The organism is Kitasatospora sp. NPDC001225 (assembly GCF_053597855.1).
The window spans coordinates 1-21,228 of the sequence record NZ_JBSFJC010000068.1; the positions used below are offsets into that span (position 1 = coordinate 1).

At 73.5% G+C, this 21,228-nt stretch carries 1 protein-coding gene and 1 pseudogene; both read left to right on the forward strand.

The features are described from left to right. Nucleotides 1–30: 30 nt before the first annotated feature. Nucleotides 31–180 (forward strand): annotated as a pseudogene (locus ACWDCZ_RS23065) (hypothetical protein); the annotation flags it as partial. A gap of 24 nt (nt 181–204) precedes the next feature. Further along, on the forward strand, nt 205–21,081 hold the full coding sequence (locus tag ACWDCZ_RS23070; protein WP_449816867.1) for a non-ribosomal peptide synthase/polyketide synthase: 20,877 nt from the start codon (nt 205–207) through the stop codon (nt 21,079–21,081). Nucleotides 21,082–21,228 lie beyond the last annotated feature (147 nt).

A 21,228-nucleotide genomic window follows, 5' to 3' on the forward strand; every position in this document is an offset into this window, starting at 1 on the left:
GCCGGGTTGGCGGCGGGTGACGTCGACGCGGTGGAGGCGCACGGGACGGGGACGCGGTTGGGTGATCCGATCGAGGCGCAGGCCTTGCTGTCCGCCTATGGGGCGGGGCGCGAAGTGCCGTTGTGGCTGGGGTCGGTGAAGTCGAACATCGGTCATACGCAGGCCGCGGCGGGTGTGGCGGGTGTGATGAAGATGGTGCTGGCGATGCGGCACGGGGTGTTGCCGCGGACGTTGCACGCGGAGGTGCCGTCGTCGCATGTGGACTGGTCCTCGGGCGGGGTGGAGCTGCTGGCCGAGGCGCGGGAGTGGCCTGAGGTGGGCCGGCCGCGGCGGGCGGGTGTGTCGTCGTTCGGGATCAGTGGGACGAACGCGCATGTGATCGTGGAAGGGGTCGCCGAAGAGCTAACAGCCCCTGCTGAGAGCCCTGTTGAGGGTCCGGGTGTGGTGCCGTGGGTGGTGTCCGGGCGGTCGGTGGAGGCGTTGCGGGCGCAGGCGGGCCGGCTGGCGGAGCACCTGACGGAGCACCCGGAGGTCGGGGCAGGCGATGCCGGCTGGTCGCTGGTCGCGCAGCGCTCGCTGTTCGAGCAGCGTGCCGTCGTGACGGGCGCCGACCGGGAGGAACTGCTCGCCGGACTGCGGACCCTTGCCGAGGGCGGCACGGCGGACAACGTCACCGTCACGCCCTCCACCACACCCCCCGACGGTCGGCGCGGCACCGTCTTCGTCTTCCCCGGCCAGGGCTCCCAGTGGGCCGGCATGGCACGGGAACTGCTCGCCGGGTCACCGGCGTTCGAGGAACAGCTCCGCGCCTGCGACCAGGCCCTGACCCCGTACGTCGACTGGTCCCTGCTCGACGTGCTGAACGGCCGTGACGGCGCACCCCCGCTGCACCGGGTCGACGTCGTCCAGCCGGCCCTCTGGGCCGTGATGATCGGACTGGCCGCAGTCTGGCGCTCCCTGGGCGTGCGTCCCGACGCGGTGGTGGGCCACTCCCAGGGCGAGATCGCCGCCGCCCATGTCGCGGGAGCGCTGTCCCTGGACGACTCGGCCAAGATCGTCGCCATCCGCAGCCGGGCCCTGCTGCGCCTGGCGGGCACCGGTGGCATGGTCTCCGTCGCCGCCCCGGTCGAGGACGTGCGCGCACTGCTGGCCACCGTCGACGGCCATGCCGAGATCGCCGCGGTCAACGGCCCCTCCTCGACCGTGGTCTCGGGCGGCCCCGAGGCCCTCGACCGGCTCACGGCCCGCTGCGAGGCGGGCGGGATCGTGAGCCGCCGCATCGACGTCGACTACGCCTCCCACTCCGCGAGCGTCGAGCCGCTGCGTGAGCAGCTCCTGGCGGAGCTGGCAGGCATCACCCCCACGACCTGCGACACCGCCTTCTACTCCAGCGTCACCGCGACCGCCCTCGACACCGCGCGGCTGGACGCCGACTACTGGTACGAGAACCTCCGGCGGCCGATCCGGTTCCAGGAGGCCGTCCAGGCCGCGGCCGACGGCGGCCACGGGTTCGTCGTGGAATCCAGCCCGCACCCCGTCCTGACCGCCGGCATCGAGGAGACCCTCGGCGGCGAGCGGGTCGTCGTGGGCTCCCTGCGCCGTGACCTCGGGGCCGTCCGGCAGATCCTCACGAACGCGGCCCGCCTCCACACCGGCGGACTGCCCGTCGACTGGTCCCCGCTCTTCCCGGGCGCGCGGCCGGTGGAGCTGCCGACGTACGCCTTCCAGCGCCGGTCCTACTGGCTGAAGGAGGACACCGCCGTCGCGGACGTGGCCTCCGCGGGTCTCGAAACGGTGGGGCACCCGCTGCTGGGCGCGGCGGTCGAGCGGCCCGACGGGAACGGCTGGGTGCTCACCGGCCGGCTCTCGCCCACGACCCACCCCTGGGCCGCGGACGTTCCGCACGCCGTGCTGCTCGAACTGGCGCTGGCCGCGGCCGACCGGGCCGGGTGCGACCGGTTGGAGCGGCTGACCGTCGAGACGTCCCTGAGCCTCGGACGGACCGCGACCGACGTGCAGGTCGTGGTCGAGGCGTTGGGCCGCGGCCGCTGCTCCCTCGCCGTCTTCTCGCGAGCCTCCGGAACCTGGATCCGGCACGCCACCGGGGAACTGACCGAGACCCCGGTCGACGCCGGGCCGGCGCCGGCCGCCACGGGCCCGGACCACGACGTCCTCCGGGCGGATGTGGAACTCCCGGCCCACACCGACCCCGTGGGGTACGGCGTGCACCCGGTGCTGCTGGCCGCCGCACTGCGACCGTTCGCCGGAACCGGTGCGCCCCGCACCTGGTCCGGCGTCGAGCTGTACGCCACCGGGGCCACCGCGCTGCACGTGTCGCTGACGCCCACGGGAGCCGGCACCGCGCGGGTGTTCGCGGTGGACGCGATGGGCGAACCGGTGCTGAGCATCGGTGAAGTGACGATGAGTCAACAAACCGAGGGCAGGGTCGAGGTCGAGGCCGAGGTTCACGACGACCTGTTCCACCTGGACTGGACCGCACTCGGTGGCCACGCCGTCCGGCCCTCCTCCGAAGACTCCTGGGGCATGCTCGGCTCCGCCGACGTGCTCGCTCTCCCCGGTGCCGTGGCGTACCCCGACCCGGCCGCCCTGGCCCGGGCCGCCGAGGTGCCCGGCACGGTGATCCTCCCCTGCCTGGACGCGGAGGGCGACGGGCGGGACGTGCCCGGCGCGGCCCGGGCCGTCGCCCAGCGCGCACTGGAGGTGCTGCAGGACTGGCTGGCCGAGGGGCGGTTGGCCCGCTCGCGCCTCGTCGTCCTCACCCGCGGGGCCGTCGCGACCGCCCCCGACGAGGGCGTGAGCGCGCTGCCAGCCTCGGTCCTGTGGGGTCTGCTGCGCTCCGCCCAGACCGAGCACCCGGACCGCTTCGTCCTCCTGGACGTCGACACCGACCCGGACCGCGGCGTCCTGGCCGCGGCCCTCGCGACCGGCGAACCGCAACTCGCCCTGCGCGGCGGCACCCTGCTCGCCCCCCGACTCACCCGGACGGCACCGGCCGAGTTCCGGGCCCCGGTGTCGTTGGATCCGGAGGGGGCGGTGCTGCTGGTCGGTGGGACGGGGGTGTTGGGGGCGTTGCTGGCGCGTCATCTGGTGGTGGCGTGCGGGGTGCGGCACCTGGTGCTGGTGGGCCGTCGGGGCGTGGAGGCGCCCGGGGCGGCGACACTGCGGGACGAGCTGCTGGGGTTGGGCGCGCGCACTGTGGAGGTGCGGGCGTGTGACGCGGCCGACCGGGTGGCGTTGGGGGTGCTGGTCGACGAGGCGGTGGCCCAGCGTCCGCTGACGGGCGTGTTCCACCTGGCGGGTGTGCTGCGCGACGGGGTGCTGGTGTCGCTGGGTGTGGAAGCGCTGGGGGAGGTGCTGCGGTCGAAGGTGGACGGCGCGTGGGCGTTGCACGAGGTGACGCGGGAGCGGTGCCCCGGGCTGGCCGCGTTCGTCGTGTACTCCTCGGTGTCGGGCCTGATCGGCGGTGCCGGTCAGGCGAACTACGCGGCGGCGAACACGTTCCTGGACGCGCTGGCTCAGGAGCGGTCGGCCCGGGGGCTGCCGGGCCTCTCGCTCGCGTGGGGCTTGTGGGAGCAGGAGTCCGGCATGACCGCCGGCCTCGACGAGGGCGACCTCGGCCGCATCCGGCGCTCCGGCGTCCTGCCGCTGCCCACGCCGCGGGCCCTCGCCCTCCTCGACCTCGCGATCCGCGCCCGCCGGCCCGTGGTGGCTCCCGTCCGCCTGGACTCCGTCGGCCTGCGCGAGCGCTCCACCGGGCCGGTGCCCTCCGTCCTGCGCCGACTGGTACGCCGCCCGCGCCGGATCGCGGCCACCGGTGCCGAGTCGTTCTCCCTGGCCGGCCTGCTGTCCGGCGGCCGGGAGGACGAGCGCGGCCGCCGTCTGCTCGACCGACTGCGCGACCAGTTGCTCGAACACCCCGAGGTCTCCCACGCGATCCCCGTCCTGGTGCGGGCCGAAGATCCCGCGGAGCAGGAGCAGGAGCAGGAGCAGGAGCAGGAGCAGGAGCGGACGACGGCCCGGGCCGAGACCAGGCTCGTGGCCTACGTCCTGCCCGGCCCGTCCCCGAAGGTGCTCCAGGAGCTCCGCGACCGCCTGCCGGCCCACCTCGCCCCCGTCGAGATCCTCGGCGCCGACGAGCCGCACGCCCGGGAGGCGGTCCTCTGCGGGCTCTTCGCCGAACTGCTCGGCCTCACCCGGGTGGCACCCGGCGACAGCTTCTTCGACATCGGCGGCCAGTCCCTGCTCGCCACCCGCCTGATCAGCCGTGTCCGCGGTGTCCTCGACGCCGAGATCCAGCCCGGCGAGCTGTTCGAGCACCCGAGCCCGGGCGCCCTGGCACTCCGTCTCGGTCACGGAACCGGGGAGCGGCGCACCCGCCTCGCGCCCGTCTCCCGGCCGGACGTCCTTCCCCTCTCCTTCGCGCAGCAACGCCTCTGGTTCCAGCACAAGTTGGAGGGCCCGTCGGCGACGTACAACGTGCCGCTCGCGCTGTGGATGTCGGGGGAGCCGGACCCGGCGGCGCTGGCGGCCGCGCTGAACGACGTGGTGGGCCGGCACGAGTCGCTGCGGACGGTGTTCGCGGAGGTGGACGGCGAGCCGTGCCAGCGGGTGCTGGCCGAGTTCGAGGTGCCGTTGGAGGCACGGCGGCTCGAAACCGCCGACCTGCGCGGGGAGTTGGACGAGGCCGCCCGGTACGCCTTCGACCTGGCGACCGAAGTGCCCATCCGGTCCTGGCTGTTCAGCGCCGGACCGACCGAACACGTCCTGCTCGTCGTGCTGCACCACATCGCGGGCGACGGGTGGTCCATGGTGCCGCTGGCCCGCGACCTGGCCGAGGCCTACGCGGCCCGGCTGGAGGGTGCGGCGCCGGAGTGGGAGCCGCTGCCGGTGCAGTACGCGGACTACACCCTCTGGCAGCGGGACCTCCTGGGTGGGGCGGACGATCCCGACAGCCTCTTCGGCCGCCAAGTGGACTACTGGCGACAGGAGTTGGCCGACCTCCCGACGGAGGTGAGCGCCCCCGCCGACCGGGCGCGGCCCGCCGTGGCCTCGTACGCCGGAGACGTGACCCCCTTCACGCTCGACCCGGACCTGCACCGCGCGCTGAGCGAACTGGCCCGCGCCCACGACGCCACCGTCTTCATGGTCCTGCAAGCCGCTCTCGCCGCCCTGCTGACCCGGCTCGGCGCCGGCACCGACATCCCGCTCGGCAGCGGCATCGCCGGCCGGACCGACGAGGCGCTCGACCGGCTGGTGGGCTTCTTCGTCAACATGCTGGTCCTGCGCACGGACACCTCGGGCGACCCGTCGTTCGCCGAACTCGTCGGCCGGGTACGGGAGACCAGCCTCGCCGCCTACGCCCACCAGGACGTCCCCTTCGAGTCCCTGGTGGAGGAGATCAACCCGCACCGTTCGACCGCCCACCACCCGCTGTTCCAGGTGGCCCTGACCCTGCAGAACAACGAGCAGGCCCGGTTCCGGATGCCCGGACTCGACGTCCGCCCGGAACTCGTCGGCACCGGGACCTCCCGCTTCGACCTCTTCTTCAGCCTGACGGAGAGCCACGGCGCGAACGGCGAACCCGCCGGCATCGACGCGTACGTCGAGTACGCCACGGAGCTCTTCGACGCCTCCACCGTCGACGCCCTGATCCACCGGTGGACCGCGTTCATGCGCGCCCTGCTCCACGACCCCGCGGCCCCCATCGGCGCGGCGGACATCCTCACCCCGCGGGAGCACGCGCGGATCACCGGGTGGAACGCCGGCCCCACCCGCGACACCACCGGGTCGAGCCTGCCGGCGCTGTTCGCCGCCCAGGCCGCCCGCACCCCCGACGCGACGGCCCTGGTCTGCGAGGACGTCGAACTGACCTACCGGGAACTGGACGCCCGCGCCAACCGGATCGCCCACTGGCTGCGCGCCCGGGGCATCGGCGCCGAGCAGCACGTGGCCGTCCTCTACGAGCGCTCGCCCGAGCAGATCGCGGCCGTCCTCGGCGTCCTCAAGGCGGGCGCCGCCTACGTCCCCCTCGACCCCGAGTACCTCGCCGAGCGGGTCGGCCACATCCTGGCCGACGCCGCCCCGGAGCTGATCCTGACCACCCGGGCGCTCGCCGACACGATCGGCACCCTGCACGACGGCACCGAGACCGTGGCCACCGACGACCCGGGGACGGCCGCCGCCCTGGCCGGCTGCCCCGACCACGACCCGGAGCCCGCCGCACCGCCGCACCCCGGCCACCCGGCCTACGTCATCCACACCTCCGGCTCCACCGGCGTGCCCAAGGGCGTCGTCGTCACCCACCAGGGCCTCGGGAGCCTGGCGAGCACCCTGCTGCGACAGTGCGCGGTCACCCCCGACTCCCGGGTGCTCCAGCTGTCGTCGCCCGGCTTCGACGCGGCCGTCCTCGAACTGACCATGGCCTTCGCGGCCGGCGCCGCCCTCGTCCTGGGCGGCCGGGACCGCCTCGTCGGCGCCGAACTGGCCGACGTCCTGGCCGACCGCCGGATCACCCACGCGCTCATCCCGCCGTCCGTGCTCGGCACCCTGCCGGCCGGATCCGCCGAGGCGCTCACCGGGTTCCGCACCCTGATCGTGGGAGCCGAGGCGTGCGGCGCCGACCTGGTGCGGACCTGGTCGCCGGGACGCCGCATGGTCAACGCCTACGGCCCGACCGAGTCCACGGTCGTCGCGGCCATCAGCGAGCCGCTCACCGGCGGTGACGTACCGATCGGACGCCCCGTCGACAACACCCGGGTCCGGGTCCTGGACGAACGCCTGCGGCCGGTGCCGCCGGGCGTCCCCGGCGAGCTGTACCTGGCGGGCGCGGGCCTGGCCCGCGGCTACCTCGACCGGCCCGGGCTCAGCGCCCAGCGCTTCGTGGCCGATCCGTTCGGCCCGGCCGGCACCCGCATGTACCGCACGGGCGACGTCGTGCGCTGGACGGCGGAGGGGCAACTCGAGTACCTGGGCCGGGCCGACCAGCAGGTCAAGGTCCGCGGCTTCCGGATCGAACCCGGCGAGATCGAGGCCGTCCTGCGCGAGCAGTCCGGTGTCGCCCAGGCCGTGGTGGTGGTCCGCGAGGACCGCGAGGGCGACCCGCGGCTCGTCGCGTACATCGTGCCCGAGGGCGAGGGCGCCGAGGACGACCAGGTGGACGAGTGGCGCGAGATCTACGACGACGTCTACGGCGGTGCCGGGACGGAGACGCCCGGGTTCGGCCAGGACTTCACCGGCTGGAACAGCTCCTACACCGGTGAGCCGATCCCGCTCGACGAGATGCGCGACTGGCGCGACGCCGCGGTGCGGCGCATCACGGAACGCCCGCCCCGGCGCGTCCTGGAGATCGGCGTGGGCTCCGGCCTGCTCTTCGGCCCGCTGGCCCCCCGGGCCGAGACCTACTGGGCGACGGACTTCTCCGCGCCCGTGATCGAACGCCTCACCGCCCAGTGCGAGACCGCCGGACTCGCCGACCGGGTACGGCTGCTGTGCCGGCCCGCCGACGTCGTGGACGACATCCCGGCCGAGTACTTCGACACCGTCGTCCTCAACTCGATCATCCAGTACTTCCCCGACGCCGACTACCTGGCCCGGGTCCTGGACGGCGCGCTCGGCCGGCTCGCCCCCGGCGGGCGCATCGTCGTGGGCGACGTCCGCCACCGCGGCTCGCTGCGCGCCTTCCAGACCGGGATCCACCTCGGCCACGCGGCGGAGGACAGCACCGGCGAGCAGCTCAGGGCGGCCGTGGAACACGCGGTGATCATGGAGAAGGAACTGGTCATCGACCCGGACTTCTTCACCGTCTGGGCGCGGCGCCACCCCGAGGCGGTGGCCGGCGTCGACATCCGGCTCAAGCGCGGCGCCCACCACAACGAGCTGACCAGGCACCGCTACGAGGTCGTCCTGCACAAGGCGGACGGGACCGCCCGGGCCGAGTCCCTCGCGAACGTGCCGGAACTCGTCTGGGGCCGCGATCTCACGAGCCTCCAGGACCTGGCGGGCCTGGACGCCCTCACCTCCGGGGCCGGGCCGGTCCGGGTCACCGGCCTCGTCAACAGCCGGCTGACCGGAGAGGTCGCGGCGGCGGAGGAACTCGCGCACGAGGCGTCGCCGCAGCGGCTCCGCGCCCGGCTGAGCACGGGGCGGGCCGACGGGAACACGCCCGAGGCCGTCGACCCGGAGGCCCTGCACGAGTGGGGCGAGCGGCACGGCTGCCAGGTGCTGACCACCTGGGCGCCCGGGGCGCCGGACGCCCTCGACGCCGTACTCGTTCCCGGCGGGCGCGCGGACGCCGTCTACACGGACGTGCACCGACCGGCGTACACCCAGGACAAGCCCCTGTCGGCCCTGGTGAACAACCCCCTGGGCTCCCGGACGACCGGACGCGTCCTGGCCGGGCTGCGGGACGCCCTGCGGCAACGGCTGCCCGAGTACATGGTGCCGTCCGCCGTCATCGCCCTCGACGCGCTGCCGCTCACCTCCAGCGGCAAGCTCGACCGGCGGGCCCTCCCGGCTCCCGACTACGCGTCGCGGTCGGCGCGCGGGCCCCGTACACCGCGGGAGGAGATCCTCTGCGGCCTGTTCGCGGAGGTGCTGGGGGTCGACCGGGCCGGGATCGACGACGACTTCTTCGACCTGGGCGGGCATTCGCTGCTGGCGACGCGGCTGGTGAGCCGGGTGCGGTCGGTGCTGGGCGTGGAACTGCCGTTGCGTGCGGTGTTCGAGTCGTCGACGGTGGCCGGGCTGGTCGAGCGGCTGGCTTCGGGTGCTGTGGTGCGCCCGGAGCTGGTGGCGGGGGTGCGGCCGGAGCGGTTGCCGCTGTCGTTCGCGCAGCAGCGGCTGTGGTTCCTGCACCGGCTGGAGGGTCCGTCGGCGACGTACAACATGCCGTTGGCCTTGCGGTTGTCGGGTGTGCTGGACCGGGGTGCGTTGGCCGCCGCGTTGGACGACGTGGTGGGCCGGCACGAGTCGCTGCGGACGGTGTTCGCGGAGGTGGACGGCGCGTCGTACCAGCGGGTGCTGAACGGCGTGCGGGTGCCGTTCGAGGTGTGCGAGGTCGAACCCGGCGGTCTGGACGCGGTGTTGGCGGGCGCGGCGCGGTACGCCTTCGACCTGGCGGCCGAAGTGCCCATCCGGTCCTGGCTGTTCGGTACCGGCCCGTCGGAGCACGTCCTGCTCGTGGTGCTGCACCACATCGCGGGCGACGGCTGGTCCATGGCGCCGCTGGCCCGTGATCTGGCCGAGGCCTATGCGGCCCGGCTGGAGGGAGCGGCGCCGGGGTGGGAGCCGCTGCCGGTGCAGTACGCGGACTACACGCTGTGGCAGCGCGAGCTGCTGGACGGTGTACGGGAGGATGAACTCGCGTATTGGCGCGGTCAGTTGGCTGGCCTGCCGGAGGAGGTGAGCCCGCCCGCCGACCGGGCTCGGCCGGCCGTGGCCTCGTACGCGGGAGAGACGGCGTCGTTCGGGCTGAGCCCGGCTCTGCACCGTGCCGTCGGCGAGGTGGCGCGTGCCCATGACGCCACGGTGTTCATGGTGTTGCAGGCGGCCTTGGCGGTGTTGCTGTCCCGGTTGGGTGCGGGGGAGGACGTTCCCATCGGTTCGCCGGTGGCGGGGCGTTCGGACGAGGCGCTGGACGACCTCGTCGGGTTCTTCGTGAACACGCTGGTGTTGCGGACGGACGTGTCGGGTGATCCGTCGTTCGCCGAGCTGGTGGGTCGGGTGCGTGAGGCGGGTCTGGGTGCCTTGGCGCATCAGGACGTGCCGTTCGAGTACCTGGTGGAGGAGTTGAATCCCCGGCGGTCGGCGGCGCGGCATCCGCTGTTCCAGGTGATGCTGGCGTTGCAGAACACCGAGCAGGCCCGGTTCGAGCTGCCGGGTCTGGAGGTGGTGGCGGAGCCGGTGGGCACGGGCGTGTCCCGGGTCGACCTCACCCTCAGCCTCGCCGAGGACCCTGACGGCGGGATGCGCGGGGTCGCGGAGTTCGCGACGGACCTCTTCGACCGCTCCACCGTCGAGGTGCTCCTCGACCGGTGGGTGCGTTTGCTGGAGGGGTTGACCGCGCGGCCGGAACTGCCGGTGGCCCAGGTCGACATCCTCACGCCCGAGGAGCGCCGGCAGCTGCTGTCGGGCCGGAACGACACGGACCTGCCCGCGCGCAGCCTGGTCACGGCGTTCCGGGCGCAGGTCGAGCGGGTCCCCGACGCCGTCGCGGTCGTCGCCGACGGCACCCGGCTGACGTACGCCCAGCTCGACGAGCGGGCCGACCGCCTCGCCCATGAGCTGATCGGCCGTGGGGTCGGCGCGGAATGCCTGGTGGCCATCGCCATGCCGCGGTCGATCGGCTTCGTGGTCGCGGTGCTGGCCGTGGTCAAGGCCGGCGGAATGTACCTGTCGCTCGACGCGCGGTACCCGGAGAGCCAGGTCCGCAGGATGTGGGCGGACAACGACGTCAACCTGCTGCTGACCGACTCGCCGACCCGCGTCCCGGCCTTCGTGCCCGGGGACCAGGTGCTGTTCGTCCAGGACGACGCCGCACACGTCCCGTCCACGTCCACGTCCCCGTCCGCCGGCGACCGCGGCGCGGCCCCCGACCCCGACCAGCTGGCCTGCGTCATCTACACGTCCGGATCCACCGGCACCCCGAAGGGCATCGGGCTCACCCACGCCGACATCACGTCCCTGGCCGACGACCCCGTGGTCGGCGGGTACCCCGCACGGGTGCTCCTCCACTCGCCGACCGCCTGGGACGCCCTGCCGTTCGAGCTGTGGATGCCCCTCCTGCTCGGCGGCCGGGTCGTCATCGCCCCCGACGTGCCGCTCGACGGACCGCATCTGCGCGACATCGTCCGCGACCACGGCATCACCTCCATGTGGATCACCGCGGGACTGTTCAAGGCGATGGCCGAGGACCACCCCGACTGCTTCGCGTCCATGCGCCAGGTCTTCACCGGCGGCGAGGTCGTCCCGCAGGGCCCGGTGCGGCGCGTCATGGCGGCCTGCCCGGACCTCACCGTGGTCAACGGCTACGGACCGGGTGAGACCACCACCTTCGCCACCCTGCACGCGATGGTGCCCGGCCACGACCCTGAGCCGTCCCTGCCGATCGGCCGGCCGGTCACCGGCAAGCAGGTGTACGTCCTCGACGAGCGCCTCGGCCTGGTGCCGCCCGGCGTGGTGGGCGAGCTGTACGTCGCCGGCGCCGGTATGGCGCGCGGGTACCTGGGGCAGCCGGGGCTGAGCGCCCAGCGCTTCGTGGCGGACCCGTACGGCCCGGCCGGCACCCGCATGTACCGCACGGGCGACCTCGCCCGCTGGAACCGGGACGGCCTGCTGGAGTTCGCCGGCCGGGCCGACCACCAGGTCAAGATCCGGGGCTTCCGGATCGAACCGGGCGAGGTCGAGTCGGGGCTGCGGCGCTGCGCCGGAGTGGCGCACGCCACCGTCGTCGTCCACACCGTCCGGGAGGGCGATGTCCGTCTGGTCGCCTACGTGGTGACCGAGCCCGGCACCGGGTTCGACCCGTCCGCGATCGCCGGGGAACTGCGCGGGCGGCTCCCGGAGTACATGGTCCCCGCCCTGATCACGGCCGTCCCCGCCATACCCCTGACGCCGAACGGGAAGGTGGACCGGGCGGCGTTGCCGGCGCCCGACTTCGGCGCCTTGGTGTCGGAGGGTGGCCGGGGGCCCCGTTCGGCGCGTGAGGCGGCGCTGTGCGAGGTGTTCGCGGAGGTGCTGGGAGTCGAACGGGTCGGGATCGACGACGACTTCTTCGACCTGGGCGGGCATTCGCTGCTGGTGATGCGGTTGATGGGCCGTGTCCGTGAACGGCTGGCTGCGGAACTGCCGTTGCGTGCGGTGTTCGAGTCGCCGACGGTGGCGGGGCTGGTCGAGCGGCTGGCTTCGGGTGCGGTGGCGCGGCCGGAGCTGGTGGCGGGGGTGCGGCCGGAGCGGTTGCCGCTGTCCTTTGCGCAGCAGCGGTTGTGGTTCCTGCACCGGTTGGAGGGTCCGTCGGCGACGTACAACATGCCGTTGGGGCTGCGGTTGTCGGGCGTGCTGGACCGGGGTGCGTTGGCGGCCGCGTTGGATGACGTGGTGGGCCGGCACGAGTCGCTGCGGACGGTGTTCGCGGAGGTGGACGGCGAGCCGTGCCAGCGGGTGCTGACCGGGGTCCGGGCGGCGTTCGAGGTGTCCGAGGTCGAACCGGAAGTTCTGCGCCGGGAGTTGGACGAGGCCGCGCGGTACGCCTTCGACCTTTCGACTGAACTGCCCATTCGGTCCTGGCTGTTCAGTACCGGTCCGTCGGAGCACGTCCTGCTCGTCGTGCTGCACCACATCGCGGGCGACGGCTGGTCCATGGCGCCGCTGGCCCGTGATCTGGCCGAGGCGTACACGGCCCGGCTGGAGGGTGCGGCGCCCGGGTGGGAGCCGCTGCCGGTGCAGTACGCGGACTACACGCTGTGGCAGCGCGAGGTCCTGGACGAGGTGCGCGACGGCCAGATCGCCTACTGGCGCGGCCAGTTGGAGGAGCTCCCGCAGGAGGTGAGCCTGGCCGCCGACCGCGTGCGGCCGGCAGTCGCCTCGTACACGGGTGACGTGACCACCTTCGCCCTCGACCCGGACCTGCACCGCGCACTGGGCGAGCTCGCGCGGTCGTCGAACGCCACGTTGTTCATGGTGTTGCAGGCGGGTCTCGCCGTGTTGCTGTCCCGTCTGGGTGCGGGGGAGGACGTCCCCATCGGTTCGCCGGTGGCGGGGCGTTCGGACGAGGCGCTGGACGGTCTGGTCGGGTTCTTCGTGAACACGTTGGTGCTGCGGACGGATGTGTCGGGTGATCCGTCGTTCGCCGAGTTGGTGGGTCGGGTGCGTGAGGCGGGTCTGGGTGCTTTGGCGCATCAGGATGTGCCGTTCGAGTACCTGGTGGAGGAGTTGAATCCCCGGCGGTCGGCGGCGCGGCATCCGTTGTTCCAGGTGATGCTGGCGTTGCAGAACACCGAGCAGGCCCGGTTCGAACTGCCCGGCCTGGAGGTGGTGGCGGAGCCGGTGGGCACGGGCGTGTCCCGGATGGACCTCACCCTCAGCCTCGCCGAGCAGCCCGGCGGCGGGATGCGGGGAATCGCCGAGTTCGCGACGGACCTGTTCGACCGGTCCACCGTCGAGCTGTTCCTCGACCGGTGGGTGCGCCTGTTGCAGGGGCTGGCCGCGCGGCCGGAACTGTCGGTCGGCCAGGCCGACATCCTCACCCCCGAGGAGCGGCAACAGCTGCTGTGGGGCTGGAACGACACCGGCCGGGACGTGCCGGCGACGACCGTGCCGGAGCTGTTCGCCGCGCAGGCGGCCCGGACGCCCGAGGCCACGGCCCTGGTCGCCGGGGCCGAACGGCTCACCTACGCCCAGCTGAACGCCCGGGCCAACCGGATCGCCCACTGGCTCCTCGCCCAGGGCGTCCGACCGGGCGACACGGTGGCCGTGGCGCTGCCGAGGTCGGTCGAACTGGTCGCCGTGCTCCTGGCCACGCACAAGGCCGGTGCCGCGTACCTGCCGCTGGACCTGGACTACCCGGCGGAGCGCACCGCGTTCATGTGCCGTGACGCGGAGCCCGCGTACGTGGTCGACGACCTCGACCTGATCAGCGGGCTGCTCGACGGGGACGGCGGTGACGCCACCGGGCCGGCCGTCGAACAGCACCCCGGCCTTCCCGCCTACGTGATCTACACCTCGGGTTCCACCGGGCGCCCCAAGGGCGTTGTCGTCCCGCAGCGGGCCATCGTCAACCGGCTCCTGTGGATGCAGGACGAGTACGGGCTCGGCCCCGACGACCGGGTGCTCCAGAAGACCCCGTCGAGCTTCGACGTCTCCGTCTGGGAGTTCTTCTGGCCGCTCGTCACCGGCGCCACGCTCGTGGTCGCGGAACCCGGAGGCCACCGGGACCCGGCGTACCTGAGCCGGCTGATCCAGACGGAGGCCGTCACCACCGTCCACTTCGTGCCGTCCATGCTGGAAGCGTTCCTCGCCGACGAGTCCACCGCCCGCTGCACCGGCCTGACTCGGGTGATGTGCAGCGGGGAGGCGCTCCCGGCAGACCTGGCCGCGCGGTTCCACGACACGCTGCCCCAGGCGGAACTGCACAACCTCTACGGCCCGACCGAGGCCGCGGTGGACGTCACCTCCTGGCACAGCGTCGCCGACCCGGGGGTCGTACCCATCGGCCGGCCGGTCTGGAACACCCGCCTGTACGTGCTCGACGCGGCGCTGCGACCGGTGGCTCCCGGCGCCCCCGGCGAGTTGTACATCGCCGGAGTCCAGTTGGCCGACGGCTACCTGCGGCGGCCGGGAGTGACGGCCGAGCGGTTCGTGGCCAACCCCTTCGGCGCACCCGGCGACCGCATGTACCGCACGGGAGACCTCGCCCGCTGGACGACCGACGGGGTCCTCCAGTTCCTCGGCCGGGCCGACCAGCAGGTCAAGATCCGGGGTTTCCGGATCGAGCCGGCCGAGATCGAGGCGACTCTCTCCACCCATCCGGCGGTTCGCCAGGCCCTGGTCGTCGCCCGGGAGAACACCCTGGTGGCCTACGCGGTGCCGGAGGAGGGCGCCGGGATCGACACCCGGCAGCTCCGGGAACACCTGCGGGCCACCTTGCCGGACCACATGGTCCCGGCGGCCGTCGTCCCCCTGGACCGGCTTCCCCTCACCCCGAGCGGGAAGGTGGACCGGGCCGCGTTGCCGGTGCCCGACTTCGGCGGGTCGGTGTCGGAGGATGGCCGGGGGCCCCGTTCGGCGCGTGAGGCGGCGCTGTGCGAGGTGTTCGCGGAGGTGCTGGGGGTCGACCGGGCCGGGATCGACGACGACTTCTTCGACCTGGGCGGTCATTCGCTGCTGGCGACGCGGCTGGTGAGTCGTGTGCGCTCGGTGCTGGGCGTGGAGCTGCCGTTGCGTGCGGTGTTCGAGGCGCCGACGGTGGCCGGGCTGGTCGAGCGGTTGGGTGCCGGTGGTGCGGTGCGGCCGGAGCTGGTGGTGGGGGAGCGGCCGGAGCGGTTGCCGCTGTCCTTTGCGCAGCAGCGGTTGTGGTTCCTGCACCGCTTGGAGGGGCCGTCGGCGACGTACAACATGCCGTTGGCCATGCGGTTGTCCGGTGTGCTGGACCGGGGTGCGTTGGCGGCCGCGTTGGATGACGTGGTGGGCCGGCACGAGTCGCTGCGGACGGTGTTCGCGGAGGTGGACGGCGAGCCGTGTCAGCGGGTACTGACCGGGGTCCGGGTGCCGTTCGAGGTGTCCGAGGTCGAACCGGCAGTTTTGCGCCGGGAGTTGGACGAGGCCGCGCGGTACGCCTTCGACCTTTCGACTGAACTGCCCATCCGTTCCTGGCTGTTCAGTACCGGTCCGTCGGAGCACGTCCTGCTCGTGGTGCTGCACCACATCGCGGGTGACGGCTGGTCCATGGCGCCGTTGGCGCGTGATCTGGCCGAGGCCTATGCGGCCCGGCTGGAGGGTGCGGCGCCCGGGTGGGAGCCGCTGCCGGTCCAGTACGCGGACTACACGCTGTGGCAGCGTGAGGTCATGGACGACGTTCTCGACGGCCAGATCGCCTACTGGAGTGGCCAGTTGGCGGGCCTTCCCGAGGAAGTGGGCCCGCCCACAGACCGGGCCCGGCCGGCCGTGGCCTCCTATGCCGGCGACATGACGTCCTTCGTCCTCGATCCGGCTCTGCACCGTGCCGTCGGCGAGGTGGCGCGTGCCCATGACGCCACGGTGTTCATGGTGCTCCAGGCGGCCTTGGCGGTGTTGCTGTCCCGCCTGGGTGCGGGGGAGGACGTTCCCATCGGTTCGCCGGTGGCGGGGCGTTCGGACGAGGCGCTGGACGATCTGGTCGGGTTCTTCGTGAACACGTTGGTGTTGCGGACGGACGTGTCGGGTGATCCGTCGTTCGCCGAGTTGGTGGGCCGGGTGCGCGAGGCCGGTCTGGGTGCCCTGGCGCATCAGGATGTGCCGTTCGAGTACCTGGTGGAGGAGTTGAATCCCCGGCGGTCGGCGGCGCGGCATCCGCTGTTCCAGGTGATGCTGGCCTTGCAGAACACCGAGCAGGCCCGCTTCGAACTGCCGGGTCTGGAGGTGGCGGAGGAGCCGGTGGGCACGGGTGTGTCCCGGGTCGACCTCACCCTCAGCCTCGCCGAGGAGCCCGGCGGTGGGATGCGGGGTGTCGCGGAGTTCGCGACGGACCTCTTCGACCGGTCCACCGTCGAGGTGCTGCTCGACCGGTGGGTGCGCTTGCTGGAGGCGTTGACCGCGCGGCCGGAGCTGCCGGTCGGCCAGGCCGACATCCTCACCTCCGACGAACACCGCGAACTGTCGCGGCTGGACTACGTCCTGGACCGGAACCTCCGACTCGTGCCACGGGGTGTCGTGGGCGAGCTGTACGCCAGGGGCGCGGAGAGCGACCTGGCCGGCAGTAACCCGGAGCGCTGGATGCCGGATCCGTTCGGTGCGCCGGACGCGCGGATGTACCGCACGGGCGACCTGGCCCGCCGCCGGACCGACGACGGGCACCTGGAACTCGTCGGCCCCGCCGACCCGTTGGCCGCCGCCCTGGAGATCGAAGCCGTCCTGCGGACACTGCCCGGCGTCGCCGAGGCCGCCGTGGTGGTGGACGGCGAGGCGACGCGGTCGGTGGCCTATGTGGTGCCGCTCGTCATGAACCAGTTCTCCGTGTCGCGCCTGCAAGAGGACCTGAAGCACCGGCTGCCGGACCACCGGCTGCCCGCGGTGGTCATGCCCGTCCCCGCCCTCCCGCTGACGGCGGACGGTGCGCTCGACCGGGCCGCCCTGCCCGACCCCGACCACGCGCTGCGGGCGGTGCGGACGACGCGCTCGCCGCAGGAGGAGATCCTCTGCGGTCTGTTCGCGGAGGTGCTGGGGGTCGACCGGGTCGGGATCGACGACGGGTTCTTCGGTCTGGGCGGTCACTCGTTGATGGCGGCACGGCTGGTGAGTCGTGTGCGCTCGGTGCTGGGTGTGGAGCTGCCGTTGCGTGCGGTGTTCGAGTCGTCGACGGTGGCCGGGTTGGCGGAGCGGTTGTCTTCCGGTGGTGTGGTGCGCCCGGAGTTGGTGGCGGGGGTGCGGCCGGAGCGGTTGCCGTTGTCGTTCGCTCAGCAGCGGCTGTGGTTCCTGCACCGGTTGGAGGGGCCGTCGGCGACGTACAACATGCCCTTGGGGCTGCGGTTGTCGGGCGCGTTGGACCGGGGTGCGTTGGCGGCCGCGTTGGACGACGTGGTGGGCCGGCACGAGTCGCTGCGGACGGTGTTCGCCGAAGTGGACGGCGAATCCTGCCAGCGGGTGCTGGCCGAGGCGCCGGTCCCGCTGGTGACGGTGGAGGTCGACGCCGGCGGACTGCGCGACGCGATGGCCGAGGCCGCCCGGTACGCCTTCGACCTGGCGGCGGAGATCCCGCTCCGGGCGTGGTTGTTCGCCTCGGGCCCGTCGGAGCACGTCCTGCTCGTCGTGCTGCACCACATCGCGGGTGACGGTTGGTCCATGGCGCCGCTGGCGCGTGATCTTGCGGAGGCGTACACGGCCCGGCTGGAGGGTTCGGCGCCTGGGTGGGAGCCGCTGCCGGTGCAGTACGCGGACTACACGCTGTGGCAGCGCGAGGTCCTGGACGAGGTGCGCGACGGCCAGATCGCCTACTGGCGCGGCCAGTTGGCGGAACTTCCGGAGGAGGTGAGCCTGCCCGCCGACCGGGCTCGGCCGGCGGTGGCCTCGTACGCGGGAGGGACGGCGTCGTTCGAGCTGGGCCCGGACCTGCACCGCGCACTGGGCGAGCTCGCGCGGTCGTCGAACGCCACGTTGTTCATGGTGTTGCAGGCGGGTCTCGCCGTGCTGCTGTCCCGCCTGGGTGCGGGGGAGGACGTCCCCATCGGCTCTCCGGTGGCCGGTCGCTCCGACGGGTCCCTGGACGACCTGGTCGGGTTCTTCGTGAACACGCTGGTGCTGCGGACGGACGTGTCGGGTGATCCGTCGTTCGCCGAGCTGGTCGGCCGGGTGCGTGAGGCGGGTCTGGGCGCGTTCGCGCATCAGGATGTGCCGTTCGAGTACCTGGTGGAGGAGTTGAATCCCCGGCGGTCGGCGGCTCGGCATCCGTTGTTCCAGGTGATGCTGGCCTTGCAGAACACCGAGCAGGCCCGCTTCGAACTGCCGGGTCTGGAGGTGGCGGAGGAGCCGGTGGGCACGGGTGTGTCCCGGGTCGATCTCACCCTCAGCCTGGTCGAGGAGCCGGGTGGCGGGGTGCGCGGGGTCGCGGAGTTCGCGACGGATCTCTTCGACCGGTCCACCGTCGAGGGGTTCCTGGGCCGGTGGGTGCGGCTGCTGGAGGGGCTGGCCGCGCGGCCGGAACTGCCGGTGGCCCAGGTCGACATCCTCACGCCCGAGGAGCGGCACCACCTCCTGTCGGGCTGGAACGACACCGGCCGGGACGTGCCGGCGACGACCGTGCCGGAGCTGTTCGCCGCACAGGCGGCCCGGACGCCCGAGGCCGAGGCCCTGGTCGCCGGGGCCGAACGGCTCAGCTACGCCCAGCTCAACGCCCGGGCCAACCGGATCGCCCACTGGCTCCTCGCCCGGGGCGTCCGACCGGGCGACACGGTGGCGCTGATGTACGAGCGGTCAGCGGACCTGGTGGCCGCGCTCCTCGGCGTCCTCAAGACGGGTGCGGCCTACCTGCCGGTCGACCCGGAGTTCCCGAGCGCCCGGGTGGCGCACATCCTCACCGAGGCCGCTCCCGCCCTCCTGCTCACCAGCGACGCCGTCGCCACGGGCGCCGGAGCGGGCGCCCTGGCGGAGCGTCCGTCCTCGGCGACGGTCGTCACCGACGCCCCCGATACCGCGGCCGCCCTGGCACTGTGCCCGGACACCGACCCGGCGCCGGTCGCCGTCACCGCGGACCCGGCGTACGTCCTCTACACCTCCGGATCCACGGGCGCGCCCAAGGGCGTGGTCGTGGAGCACGGGGCGCTGTCGAACTTCCTCGCCGACATGGCCGCGCGCTTCCCGCTGACCACCGAGGACCGCTGGCTGGGTGTGACGACCGTCGGGTTCGACATCTCCGTGCTGGAGCTCTGCCTGCCGCTGACCAGCGGCGCCACGCTGGTGCTCGCCGACCGTGACACGGCCCGCACGCCCGCCGCGCTCGCCGGTCTGCTCCGGGCCACCGGAGCCACCGTCATGCAGGCGACCCCCACGCTGTGGCGGGCCCTCGCCGACGAGCAGCCCGAGTGCCTCGACGGGCTCCGGGTCCTGGTGGGCGGCGAGGCGCTCCCGCCCGACCTCGCGCGGACCCTCGCCGCCCGCGCCGCCGAGGTCGTCAACCTGTACGGACCGACCGAGACCACCATCTGGTCCACGGCGGCCGGCATCGCCCCCGGGGCGGCACCGGAGCGCACGCCCATCGGAACGCCGATCGCCAACACGCGGGTGCACGTCCTCGACGAGCGCCTCGGCCTGGTGCCGCCCGGCGTGGTGGGCGAGCTGTACATCGCCGGCGCCGGCGTGGCGCGCGGGTACCTGGGGCAGCCCGGGCTGACCGCCCAGCGCTTCGTGGCGGACCCGTACGGTCCGGCCGGCACCCGCATGTACCGCACCGGCGACCTGGTGCGCCGGAACCGGGACGGCCTGCTGGAGTTCGCCGGCCGGGCCGACCAGCAGGTCAAGATCAGGGGCTTCCGGATCGAACCGGGCGAGATCGAGGTCCTGCTCCGGGAACAGCCCGGCGTGGCGCACGCCGTGGCGGTGGTACGGGAGGACCGGCCGGGCGACCAACGGCTGGTCGCCTACGTGGTGCCCGACGAGTCGGCCGAAGCGCCGCACCTCGCCGAACGCCGCGACCTCCGGGACGCCCTGCGCCTGCGGCTGCCCGAGTACATGGTGCCGTCGGTTGTGCTCACCCTGCCCGCCCTGCCGCTGACCCCGAACGGCAAGCTCGACCGCCGAGCCCTGCCGGCCCCGGACCGGGGCGCCGCCGCCGGCCGCGGGCCCGCCTCCCCCCAGGAGGCGGTGCTGGCCGGGCTGTTCGCCGAGGTCCTCGGGGTGGAGCGGGTCGGCGTGGACGACGGGTTCTTCGACCTGGGCGGCCACTCCCTGCTCGCCACCCGGCTGATCGACCGCGTCCGGGACGTGCTGGGCGTGGAGCTGCCGCTGCGCGCCCTGTTCGAGACCTCCGACGTGGCCGGGCTCGCCCGCCGCCTCGACGCGGACCACGACGGCTCGGCCGACGCCTTCGGTGTCGTCCTGCCCCTGCGGCCCCGCGCCGAGGGCGTGCCGCTGTTCTGCGTCCACCCGGGCGGCGGCCTGAGCTGGTCGTACGCCGGACTGCTGCGCCACCTGCCCGCGGAGGTGCCCGTCTACGGCATCCAGGCCCGCGGACTGTCCGAGCCGGACGACCTGCCGGGCAGCGTCGAGGAGATCGCCGACGACTACATCGCCGAGCTCCTCCGGCTGCGTCCCGAGGGCCCCTTCCCGTTGCTGGGCTGGTCGTTCGGCGGGGTGGTCGCCCACGCCATGGCGGCCCGGCTGCGGGAGCGCGGGTTCGACGTCCCGTTCCTGGTCCTCCTCGACGCGCAGCCCGCGCGGCCCAGGACCGCCGAGGAACTCGCCGAGGAGGCGACCCTCGACACGTCCATGGTGTACCGGACGCTGCTGACGGCGTTCGGAGTGCCCGTCGGCGACGGGGAACCGCTCACGCACGCGCGGTTCACGGAGCTGGCCCGTGAGCACCACGCGGCCGTGGCCGACTTCACCGAGGACCGGATCGCCGACGTCCTGCGGGTCATGGCCAACGACCTCCGGATCACCCCCGCCCACCGGCACACGCCGGTGGCGACGGAGGCCGTCGTGTTCGCGGCCACCCGGAAGGACCCGTCCGACCTGGTCACCCCGGAGATGTGGGCCCCGTACATCGACGGGCCGCTCGACCACCGCACGGTCGACTGCGGCCACGCCGCGATGGCCGGCCCGGAGGCGCTGCGGGTGATCGGGCCGATCCTCGCCGAGAGGATGCGCCGGCTCTCCTGAGCGGCGTGCCGGGGAACCGCGTGCCGGGAAACCGAGTGCCGGGGAACCGTGGGCCCGGGCAACCGCGGCCACGGTTCCCCGGGCCCACGGGGAGAGACCGGAGACCAGCTCCAGAAGTCCGTAGATCCGTAGACGCAGAGATTCCGT

Coding starts and splice junctions, on each gene's coding strand:
- ACWDCZ_RS23070 (WP_449816867.1), top strand. CDS start 205: ATGCGGCACGGGGTGTTGCCGCGGACGTTGCACGCGGAGGTGCCGTCG.